The sequence below is a fragment of the Mesorhizobium sp. B2-7-2 genome, from assembly GCF_006440775.1.
GTDB lineage: Bacteria > Pseudomonadota > Alphaproteobacteria > Rhizobiales > Rhizobiaceae > Mesorhizobium.
Window position 1 is genome coordinate 17,000 of record NZ_VFTZ01000044.1, and the last position, 10,963, is coordinate 27,962.

The following is a 10,963-nucleotide window of genomic DNA, read 5'->3' on the forward strand; positions in this document are numbered from 1 at the left end:
CTTCAGGCCGCTTTCGAGGCCAGCGCTTCGAGCGCGATGAACAACCGTTCGCCCTCGACCTTGACCGGAATAGTCCGGACCGAGCCTTCGTCGGCGCCAAGCGCCTTGCCTGTCTCCAGCGAGATCACCCAATTGTGCAGCGGGCAGGTCACCGCAGCACCATGGACGATGCCCTGGCTGAGCGGCCCGCCCTTGTGCGGGCAGTGGTCGTCGATGGCAAAGACCTGGTCGTCTGCCGTGCGGAAGACGGCGATCTTGCCTTGCGGTGTCGCAACGCAACGCGCACCGCGCAGCGGTATGTCGGTGATGGAGCCGATGGCGATCCAGTTCATATTGGTCACTCCGCCGCCTCCGCGAACCCGACCGACGCCATCGGCCTGAACTCGTGCTTGTCCTTGCCGGAGACGCGCTCCGACCATGGGTCGACCTGGGCGAATTTCTGGCTGAAGACGAAGCGGTCTAAGAGCGTCCTGCGGCGCTCGGCATCGTCCAGGATCTGTTTCTTGATCTCGGCGATGCCGATCCGCTTGGCCCATTTGTAGATGCGCTCCAGATAGCGGGCCTGCTCGCGGTACATCTGGACGAGCGCCACGATCGTCTCCAGCGCCTCGTCCTCGGTCTTCACCAGGCCGAGCACTTCCGTGCCTTTGATGTCGAGGCCGGCGGCACCGGCGAAGTGAATTTCGTAGCCAGAGTCGACGCACACCACGCCGACATCCTTGCAGGTCGCCTCCGCGCAGTTGCGCGGGCATCCCGACACCGCCATCTTCACTTTGGCCGGCGTCCAGGAGCCCCACATGAACTTCTCGATACGGATGCCGAGCCCGGTCGAATCCTGCGTGCCGAAGCGGCACCAGTCCGAGCCGACGCAGGTCTTCACCGTGCGCAGGCCCTTGGCATAGGCATGGCCGGAGACGAAGCCCGCCTTGCCGAGATCGGCCCATACCGCCGGCAGGTCTTCCTTGCGGATGCCAAGCATGTCGATGCGCTGGCCGCCCGTCACCTTGACCATCGGGATATCGAACTTGTCGACCACGTCGGCGATAGCGCGCAATTCGCTGGCGCTGGTGACGCCGCCCCACATGCGCGGCACGACCGAATAGGTGCCATCCTTCTGGATGTTGGCGTGCACGCGCTCGTTGATGAAGCGCGACTGGTAGTCGTCGGCATATTGGTCCGGCCAGTCGCAGACCAGATAGTAATTGAGCGCCGGCCGGCACTTGGCGCAGCCGCAGGAGGTCTTCCACTCCAGCTCCTGCATGACGGCGGGAATCGTCTTCAGGCCCTTTGCCTTGATCAGGCGCCGCACGTCGTCATGGCCAAGGCTCGTGCAGCCACATATGGGCTGCACCGCCGCCGGATTGTATGCGTCACCCAGCGTGAGCTTCAGCAGCTGCTCGACGAGACCCGTGCACGAGCCGCACGAGGCCGAGGCCTTGGTGTGGGCGCGCACGTCGTCGAGGCCGGTCAGCCCCTTGCCGGTGATCGCGCCGGTGATCTTGCCCTTGCAGACGCCGTTGCAGCCGCAGATTTCCGCATCATCCGCCAGTGCCGCAACGGCCACCAAAGGGTCCGAGGAAACGCCTCCCTGGAACGCCTGGCCGAAGATCAGCGTGTCGCGCATCTCCGATATGTCGGTCGCCTTCTTCTTGAGGTCGTTGAACCACGCGCCGTCGGCCGTCTCGCCGAACAAGACGGTGCCGATGATGCGGTTGTCCTGCAGCACGACTCGCTTGTAGATGCCGGCCGACGCGTCGCGCAGGATGATCTCCTCGCGGTCATCGCCGTCGGCGAAGTCGCCCAGCGAATAAAGGTCGATGCCGGTGACCTTGAGCTTGGTCGGCGTGTCGGAGTGGACGAAGCGCCTGTCCTCACTGTCCGTCAGTTTGGCTGCCGCCACCCGAGCCATCTCGTAGAGGGGCGCGACCAGCCCGTAGACATGGCCGCCGACCTCGGCGCATTCGCCGAGCGCCATGATGGCGGGATCGGAAGTCCGCATGCGGTCGTCGACGACGATGCCGCGATTGACCTCGAGCCCTGCCTCCTTGGCTAAAGCGGTGCTCGGCCGGATGCCGACCGCCATCACCACCAGCGTCGCCGGAATGACCGTGCCGTCCATGAGCTCGACACCCTCGACCTTGCCGTTGCCGAGAATGGCCTTGGTGTTGGCCTTGGTCACGACCTTGATGCCGCGCGCCTCGACGGCTTTCTGCAGCAGATAGCCGGCGGCCGGGTCGAGCTGGCGCTCCATCAGCGTCGGCATGACGTGCAGCACGGTGACGTCCATGCCGCGCTCCTTCAGCCCCGCAGCGGCTTCGAGGCCGAGCAGACCGCCGCCGATGACGACCGCCTTGGCGCGCGATTGCGCGGCAAGCAGCATGGCGTTGACGTCGTCGAGATCGCGGTAGCTGAGCACGCCGGGCAATTCCTTGCCCGGAACCGGGATGATGAAGGTAACCGATCCGGTGGCGATAACGAGGCTGTCGTAGCTCTCGGTGACGCCGTAGTCCGAGGTGACGGTCTTGGCCTCCCTGTCGATGGTGATGATCCGGTGACCCTTGTAGAGGGTGATGCCGTGCTTGATGTACCAGCCGTCGCCATGGATGACGATCTCCTCGAACGCCTTCTCGCCCGAAAGCACCGGCGACAGCATGATGCGGTCGTAGTTCACGCGCGGCTCGGCGTTGAAGATGGTGACGGCGTAGCGGTCGGGCGCGGCCTCCAGCAGGTGCTCGAGCATCCTGCCCGGCGCCATGCCGTTGCCGATGATGACGAGTTTCTCGGTCATGTCGGTCAGCTCCGATCTATTCGGCGGCGTAGGATAGGGACGGGCTCTTGACCTCGGCGGCGCGCTCCATCCGGCGGATGGTGACGTGCATCCAGACCAGGCAGGAGACGACGATGAGGAAGAGCAGCATGAAGCAGCTCGACCAGACCCCGGTGAGATCGTTCAGCGCGCCGAAGGCGATCGGCAGGATGAAGCCGCCGAGCCCGCCGATCATGCCGACGACGCCGCCGACCGCGCCGACGCTCTGCGGATAATAGGCCGGGATGTGCTTGTAGACGGCGGCCTTGCCGAGGCTCATGAAGAAGCCGAGCACGCAGGCGACGCCGATGAAGGCGAGCGGGCCGATCTCGAAATGGAAAGGGATCGGCCCGCTGATGCCGCGCACGACATAGTCTGCCGAGGGGAGAGACAGAACGAATGTCGCGACGGCACAGACGCTGAAGGTCCAGTAGAGCACGGTGCGGGCGCCGATGCGGTCGGAAAGCACGCCGCCATAGGCGCGGAAGATGCTGGCGGGGATCGAATAGGCGGCGCCGATCATGCCGGCAGTGGCGATGCCGAAGCCGTAGACACCGATCAGGTAGCGCGGCAGCCAGAGCGACAGCGCCACGAACGCGCCGAAGGAGAAGAAATAGTAGAACGCGAGGCGCCAGACCCGCAGGTTCTTCAGCGGCGCGAATTCCTGCCAGAAGCTTCTTGCCGGCGCCGCCTTGCCGGCGCGGCGCTCGCGGATGACCGGGTCGTCGCCGGTGGTGAACCAGAAGATGGCGGCCATGACGACCAGCGCCGCGGCCCAGATCAACGCCACCGACTGCCAGCCCCAGGCGAGCAGCACGAACGGCGCCAGGAACTTGGTGACAGCGGCGCCGACATTGCCGACGCCGAAAATGCCGAGCGCGGTGCCTTGTTTTCCGGCCGGGAAGAAGCGCGAGACATAGGCGACGCCGACGGCGAAGGAACCGCCGGCAAGCCCGACGCCGAGAGCGGCAAGCAGCATCTGACCGTAGGTGTGGGCGAAAGCGAGCAGGACGGTCGCGATCGCCGCGGCGAGCATGGTCGCTGTGTAGACCAGACGGCCGCCATAGCGGTCGGTCCAGATGCCGAGCACCATGCGCACGAGCGAGCCCGTCAGGATCGGCGTGCCGACGAGCAGGCCGAACTCGGTCTCGTTCAGGCCGAGCTCCTGCTTGATGCGCACGCCGATGATGGAAAAGATCGTCCACACCGCAAAGCACACGGTGAAGGCGATGGTGGACATCACGAGCGCCTGCCTTGAAGCACTGTCCTGGCTGGGCGCGGCTGGGAGGTTTGCGGTCATCTTGGGCTCCGGTTTGCGGCGTGGGAGGCGCCGCTCATGTTGTGTCGATCAGAGGCGAGGTGTCAGCGGGGCGAGGCCGGGACTTGCGCGGTCACTTGCGGGCTTTTGCCTTCGGTTTGGTGATTGGCGGGAAACAGCAGGAGCGCGGCAGTAAAGAGCAGCGCGGTCAGCGCGCTGCTCACCAGGAAATCGCGACGGGTGAAATCCTTGAGCAATGTTGTTGCGATCCGTCTCGTCATCGTTGTCTCCGCTCGGCGCCGGCTGGATCGGCACCATCGATTTGCGTGGTCGGGTCCAAAAACGAAAAAGCCGCCGTCCAGGCCTCGCGCGTCCGTACATCCGGGATCGCGTGGTGACCTGAGCGGCAGCTCTGCCTGTGGCGCCCGCCATTGGACGCCTGTTCCATTGCCCGCGAGGGGCTCGATTATTCCAAAGCACGAAGCGTGCCAGTTTTGCGCCGAAAGAGAATTTCAAGGAAAATCAATGCGATCCGTGAATCGGGCGCTGGTCTGGCCGAGCGGCAGCACGGTCAAACATTGATCAATGGCACAGGCATTGCGCATAAATTTTGTGCAATGCACAAGAATGGCGCGCAAATGATCAGGCGCGCCGCTGGCCGGCGATGTAGGCGTCTATCCGGTCCGGATCGAAGATCTGGCCGTCGAAAAATCCGTCCGGACCAAGGACCAAGCTTGCCCCCGCGGAGCCGACCGGCGTCGCCATCTTCAGCGCGCCCTCCACCTTGGCATTGGCGCCCGGCAGCGCCACGCCAAGCGGCTTCAGCGCTGAGCGATAGAGATCGGGCCGGTAGCAGTCCCGGGCGACGGCGAGGTTTTGCGGCGTATGCGGCAACTGCCCCCAGCGCACCATCTGCGTGTAGAACCAGAGCGCGTGGCTCTTCCAGGGAAAGTTGGCCGCCTTGTCGAAGGGCAGGAAGAAATCCTCGACGCGTCGTGCCGCGCCGCCGCCAAGTTGAAGCTGCCCGGTCAGGGCCGGCATCTGGATCGCCTCCGGCTGGCCAAGAAAAGCCGGCCTTGCCATCAGCGCTGCCAGCTCGTCGCGGTGTGCCGGGTCCTGGCACCAGCGGGCGGAATGATGCAGAGCCCTCAGCAGCGCCGCCAGCGCGTCCGGGTTCTCCTCCGCCCAGACTTTGCGCACCCCGATCACCTTTTCCGGGCTGTTGCGCCACAGCAGCGCCTTTACGGTGACGATATGGCCGGTGCCTGCCGCGACGGCGGCGCTGTTCCAGGGCTCGCCGAGGCAACAGCCGTCGATGCGGCCGGCGGCCAATGCATCGGCCATGAAGGGCGGCGGCACGATGACGATCTCGATATCGCGGTCGGGATCGATGCCGCAGGCGGCGAGCCAGTAGCGCAGCTCATAATTGTGCCCGGAATGCGGATGCACGACGGCGAAGCGCAGCGGTTCCCGGCCGGCGGCCGCCCGCTCGCGGATCAGTGCGCCGAGCGCCGCTCCGGCGCGTGCCGGATCGAGGTCAGGTGCTGCGCCATGCGCCGCCATGCCTTGCCACACCGCATTGGAAACAGTGATGCAATTGCCGCCGAGCCCGAGCGAGAACGGTACGATGGTCTCGGAAGCAAGCGGCGTGAGGCCGAGGCTGCAGGCGAGCGGCATCGGCCCCAGCATATGGGCGACATCGAAGTGGCCGATAGCGATACGGTCGCGGATATTGGCCCAGGAGGTCTCGCGATGCAGCTTGAGTTCGATGCCCTCGCGCGCGGCAAAGCCCATCTTGCCGGCTGCGACCAGGACGGCGCTGTCGAGGAGCGGCATGAAGCCGGCGGTGATCTGATGCGCTGCCGACATGCTCATTCGCCCTCCAGCGGTCCCAGCAATCCCGCCGCCGTCACCAGACTCTGGGCGATGTCGGCGATCTTGCGGTTCTGGTTCATGGCGGTCTTGCGCAGCAGCGCATAGGCCGCCTCCTCGCTTAAGCCCCGCGACTTCATCAATATGCCCTTGGCCCGGTCGATGACCTTGCGGTTCTCGAGCTCGCTGCGCGCCTCCTCCAGTTCGCGCGCCATGCGCGAGAAGGCATTGAAGCGACTGATCGCCATGTCGAGGATCGGCTTGATGCGCTCCTTCTTCAGCCCGTCGACCACATAGGCGGACACGCCGGCATCGACGGCCGCTTCGATCGAGGCCTGGTCGGAGCGGTCGACGAACATCGCGATCGGCCGCTTCACCACGCGCGACAGCTGGAACATGTTCTCCAGCATGTCGCGGTTGGGATTTTCGAGATCGATGACGATGACGTCCGGCTCGATCTCGGCGATGCGCCGGGCGATGCCGGCGACGTCATGGACCACCGTGACGTGGCGATGGCCGGCGTCCCGCAATCCGGCCTCGATGATCGAGGCACGGATGCGGTTCTCGTCGATAACAAGGATGGTCAACGAACCGGCGGACATGCGCCTATTGTGCAGGCCGGGCGGGATTGTGCAATGCGGCAATCGACTGGGGCGGATCGCAAGTGCTCTCAAGACGTGAACTGCGACCCGCCCAATCCTGCGTTGCCGTTAGGGGAGGTTGGCCGCCCTTCTCACTCCTCTCTGAAGGCGTGAGCAAAACTGTCGGCGACCGGCTGGAAGAGATACTCGAGCATGGTTCGCTTGCCGGTGACAACGGAGACCTCCACCGGCATTCCCGGATATAGCTTCACCTGCGGAAGCTTCTTAAGCTCATCGGCGCCCACCTCGACGGTCCCCCGGAAAAAAGTCGCGCCGCTGCGCTCGTCGATCTCTGCGTCGGCCGAAACCCGGGTAAGGGCGCCCTTCACCGTGGGCGTGGTTCTCTGCTTATAGGCGACCAGCCGCACCGTCGCCGGCAGACCGGGGCGAACGACATCGATATCCAGGGGCTGAATCTTGACGTCCAGCACCATCTTGTCCTGATCGGGAACCAGATCGAGAATAATCCCGCCGGGTGGTACAACTCCGCCCGGCGTGAAATACCGAAGGTTCATTACCGCCCCGTCTTCCGGCGCAACGACATCCCGGCGCGCCGCGCGCGCGTCGGTCTTCTGAAGCGCCTTTTCGAGCTCGGAGCGTTTGGTCTGGACGTCACGAAGGTCCTCGGCAGCCTTCTTGACATTGGAGAGCCGGCCATTGTCGATCTGTGCGTCCGCCTCGGCGATCTGCTGCCGCAGGCTTTCTATGTTCCCACGGTTCGACTCAGCCTCGCCTTGTGCTGCGATGATCTGCCGTTCGAGCTGGAGCACGCGGGACTTCACCCCATAGCCTTTCTTGAGAAGCGTGCGGGCGTCCGCCAACTCTTCCCGCAGAGACGGCAACTGGATCTCGAAGGCCGCAACTCTCGCAGCGAGCGCCGACATCTGGGCATGGTACTGGGCGATCCGCTGCTGCCAGACCTCGACCTCCGACGCCTGAACCTTGGCCTGGTCCTGGAAGATACGCTCCTGACCGGCAAGGGCCTCGGCGACGGTCGGTTCGCTTCGCCGGGCCGACAGGTCCGCCGAAAAAGGAATTGTCTTCAGGCCGTCGCGCTGCGCGATCAGACGGGCTTCGCCGGCGAGCGCCGCATCGAGTTCACCGCGCACGGCATCGCGGTCGGATTCCGCGTCGAGCCCGTCGAGGCGAACCAGTATCTGGCCCTGCCTGACCTGGTCTCCTTCCCGGACCAGGATTTCCCGGATGATGCCGCCTTCCAGGTGCTGTACGGTCTTGCGGTTGCTGTCGACCTTCACCACCCCGGGTGCGACCGCCGCGCTCGTCAGCGGCGCGGTGGCTGCCCAGAGGCCGAAGCCACCGAACAGCAGGCCGATGACGGTCAGGCCGCCGAAGACATGGGCGCTCACCGCCGGCCAGGCGGGCGGTGGCGGCGGCATTTCCAACGACAAGGTGGCTTCAGTCACGATCCGGTCCTTTCGGAGCTCACGACTCGGACCTGCGGCGCAGCCGACTGCTGCTCGGGGCGGCGCAGTTGCGCAAGCACGCCGTCGCGCGGGCCGAACATCTGCGACTGGCCATCGTTCAGCACCAGGACGCAGTCAACGTTTACCATCAGCGACGGGCGGTGGGCGACGATCACAACGGTCGAACCTGCCTCCTTCATCGCGGCAATCGCCTGGTTCAGGGCTTCCTCGCCGACGGCATCGAGATTGGAGTTCGGCTCGTCCAGCACCACAAGCGCCGGACGGCGGTAGAGCGCCCTGGCAAGGCCGATGCGCTGGCGCTGCCCCCCGGAGAGCACCGAACCCTGTTCGCCGATCTCGGTATCGTAGCCATTTGGGAGCCTGAGGATCATCTCGTGCACGCCCGCCATCCGGGCGGCGGCCACGATCTCGGCCGGATCGCCTTGCTCCATGCGGGCAATGTTCTCGCGGACGGTTCCGGGAAAGAGTTCGACGTCCTGGGGGAGATAGCCCACATAGGAGCCGAAATCGGCGCGGTTCCAGGCAAACACGTCGACACTGTCGAGCCGAACCCGCCCCTGCTGTGGCGAAAGCATGCCGACGATCAGGCGGGCAAGCGTCGACTTGCCGGCGGCCGACGGCCCGATCACCGCAAGCACCTGGCCCGGCGGCACGGCGAAGGAGAGGTTCCTGAGCACGGGCTCCTTTGCGCCAACCGGCATATATGTGACGGCGTCGACCGAGAGCTGTCCCTGGGGACGCGGCAATTCCATCCCCGGCGGGCGCAGCGACGGAGTCTCGAACAGCCGGTCCAGCCGGCGCCAGGCCTCGCGCGCGGCGGTGGTCTGCTTCCAGGTGGCGATAGCCTGCTCGACCGGCGCGAGCGCGCGCGACATAATGATCGACGCCGCGATCATGGCGCCGGGCGAGACTTCGTGGCGCAGCGACAGCCAGGCGCCGAGCCCCAGCACCGCGACCTGCAGGAACATCCGGAACGGCTTGGTGAATGCATTGATCAGGCCGGCCCAGTCGCTGGCGGTTGTCTGCAGCGCGAGCACGGACGCATTGGCCGCGTCCCAACGCCGGGCGAGCACCCCGCCCATGCCCATCCCGTCGATGACTTCGGCATTGCGGAAACCGGCATCCGCCGCCTGGTAGGCGCGCGCGGAAGCGGCGTTGGCCTGCTTGAGCGTGTTGGCCGTCAGCGCGTTGTTGGCAAGGGCGAGGCCGAACAGAACGATCGCGCCGCCCAGCGCCAGAAGTCCGAGCAGGGGATGCAGCAGGAAGATGAAGCCAAGATAGAGCGGCATCCATGGCGCGTCGAACAGCGCCATGATGCCGCCGCCGCCAAGATAGCCGCGCAGCGTGGCGAGGTCGCGCAGCGCCTCGGTGCGGTAAGATGAGCCGCGCAACGCGTTCTCAAGCCCACGGCCCAGTACCTGCGGCGACAGCACGCGGTCGATCCAGGTGCCGAGCTGCACCAGCAGCCGCGAGCGGAAGAATTCGAGCGCACCCATTGCAGCCAGCGCCGCTGTCGTAATCAGCGTCAGATAGACGAGCGTTTCCACGCTGCGTCCCGTCAGCACGCGATCATAGACCTGCAGCATGTAGATCGAGGTCGAGAGCACGAGCAGGTTGATGACGAAGCTGAACCCCGCTACCGCGGCGAAACCGCCGCGGCAGCGGGAGAGAGCAAGCTTGAGCGCAGAATGGTCCTGCATCATCTTATCTGCCGCCCTCTGTCACTTTTCATGGTTGTCAGGCGCTCAGGTTGAAGTCGTTGGCAGTGAGCGTGGATACCCCCATCAGATGGATTTCAATGATGTGGGCTCCGCCCGCCACACTCTCGGCCGAGGTTCCGGTATTGGCATAAACGATCGTGTTGCCACTCCCGTCGCTCTGCCAGGCAACGGTATGAACGGCCAGATTTCCACCCGAGACCGTGCCGGTTGCCGTTAGGCCAAGGGCGCTCGCAAAGTCGATGAAGTCGTGACCCGTTGCCGCCGTCCCGTGCTGGAAATCGAGAATGGTGTCGAAGGCAGAGTGCGTTGAATCGCTTATCGCTTCGAATCTGAAATGATCATCCCCGGCTCCGCCGCTCAACCAGTCTGCGCCGCCGAGGCCCTTGACCGTATCGTTGCCGCTTCCGCCGAAGATGTAGTCGACGCCGCTGGAGCCTGTCAGCCCGTCGGCGCCGGCACGACCGTCCGCGATGTTGGGATTCGTGCTGCTGAGAACGATTCCGTCATCCCCGTTTCCGCCGCTGCCGTTGCCGATCCAGACATTGAAAGTTTGCGGCGACGAGGAAGCGGCATGGTTGTCGGTCGCGGTGACTGTGAGCGTCCCGGTCAGTGTCTGCCCCGTAGGCACGTTGACAATCAGCGAGCCGTTGCTGGCAACGGAGACCGAGCCATTGCTGTTGAGGCCGGGCGTGAAAGTGCTCGTGAATGTGACGGTGTCCTGAGCATCGGGATCGGTCGAAACAAACGAGCCTAGGGTCGGAGCCTGTCCATCCGGCAATGGCGTCGAGCTTGGGACGAATACCGGGGCGCTCGGGGCATGGTTGGTCAAGGGCTCGTCGGCACCGTTCACCGTGATGTCGATGACGTGGTCCGTGCCATCTACCGACGTTACATGGATCTGATCATGCGGATGGTCCGCGGAGTTCAGAGCCTGAACGTTGGCGGCGCCATTGTTGAGCGTATAAACCCAGTTGCCGGCGGCATCGATGGTCAATGACCCGTATGTGCCCGCGATCGGGTTGCTGCCGTTGTGCACCTGGAACGAACTCTGGCCTGCGTCAGGGTCGTTGACGGTCAGAGCACCGTTTACGGTCAGCACAGCGTCCTCGGTCACCGAACCGCTGCTCGTGCCGGTGATCACCGCCGCGTCGTTGGTGCCGTCGATATGGATGGTGACGGTGCGGGTGTCGGTGCTGCCGTGGCCGTCGTCCACCTTCACC

General features: G+C 65.0%; 9 protein-coding genes. All 9 read right to left on the reverse strand.

Annotated elements, in window-relative coordinates:
- Positions 1–2 precede the first annotated feature (2 nt).
- A complete protein-coding gene (gene nirD, locus FJ425_RS30695) occupies positions 3–332 on the reverse strand; it encodes a nitrite reductase small subunit NirD (RefSeq protein WP_140727851.1) in 330 nt (109 codons plus the stop codon).
- A 5-nt stretch (positions 333–337) separates the two neighbouring features.
- On the reverse strand, positions 338–2,788 hold the full coding sequence (gene nirB, locus FJ425_RS30700) for a nitrite reductase large subunit NirB (RefSeq protein ID WP_140727837.1): 2,451 nt from the start codon (positions 2,786–2,788) through the stop codon (positions 338–340).
- A 16-nt stretch (positions 2,789–2,804) separates the two neighbouring features.
- The gene (locus FJ425_RS30705) at positions 2,805–4,106 is read right to left on the reverse strand and encodes a nitrate/nitrite transporter (protein WP_140727839.1); all 1,302 of its coding nucleotides are present in this window, start codon (positions 4,104–4,106) and stop codon (positions 2,805–2,807) included.
- A 62-nt stretch (positions 4,107–4,168) separates the two neighbouring features.
- Positions 4,169–4,345 (reverse strand): twin-arginine translocation signal domain-containing protein, encoded by a 177-nt coding sequence (locus FJ425_RS30710; RefSeq protein ID WP_140727841.1) that lies wholly within the window; start codon positions 4,343–4,345, stop codon positions 4,169–4,171.
- 361 nt (positions 4,346–4,706) lie between these two features.
- Positions 4,707–5,933, reverse strand: coding sequence for a CmpA/NrtA family ABC transporter substrate-binding protein (locus FJ425_RS30715; protein WP_181176121.1), 1,227 nt, complete (start codon positions 5,931–5,933; stop codon positions 4,707–4,709).
- A gap of 2 nt (positions 5,934–5,935) precedes the next feature.
- The gene (locus FJ425_RS30720) at positions 5,936–6,538 is read right to left on the reverse strand and encodes an ANTAR domain-containing response regulator (protein WP_140727844.1); all 603 of its coding nucleotides are present in this window, start codon (positions 6,536–6,538) and stop codon (positions 5,936–5,938) included.
- A gap of 131 nt (positions 6,539–6,669) precedes the next feature.
- Positions 6,670–8,001: an HlyD family type I secretion periplasmic adaptor subunit gene (locus FJ425_RS30725; RefSeq protein WP_140727846.1), complete on the reverse strand. Its 1,332-nt coding sequence runs from the start codon at positions 7,999–8,001 to the stop codon at positions 6,670–6,672.
- The gene (locus FJ425_RS30730; protein WP_140727848.1) at positions 7,998–9,725 is read right to left on the reverse strand and encodes a type I secretion system permease/ATPase; all 1,728 of its coding nucleotides are present in this window, start codon (positions 9,723–9,725) and stop codon (positions 7,998–8,000) included. Before FJ425_RS30730 ends, FJ425_RS30725 begins: the two co-directional genes overlap by 4 nt.
- A gap of 34 nt (positions 9,726–9,759) precedes the next feature.
- Positions 9,760–10,963: VCBS domain-containing protein (locus FJ425_RS30735; RefSeq protein ID WP_210241707.1), on the reverse strand; the 1,204-nt coding region annotated here is incomplete at its 5' end.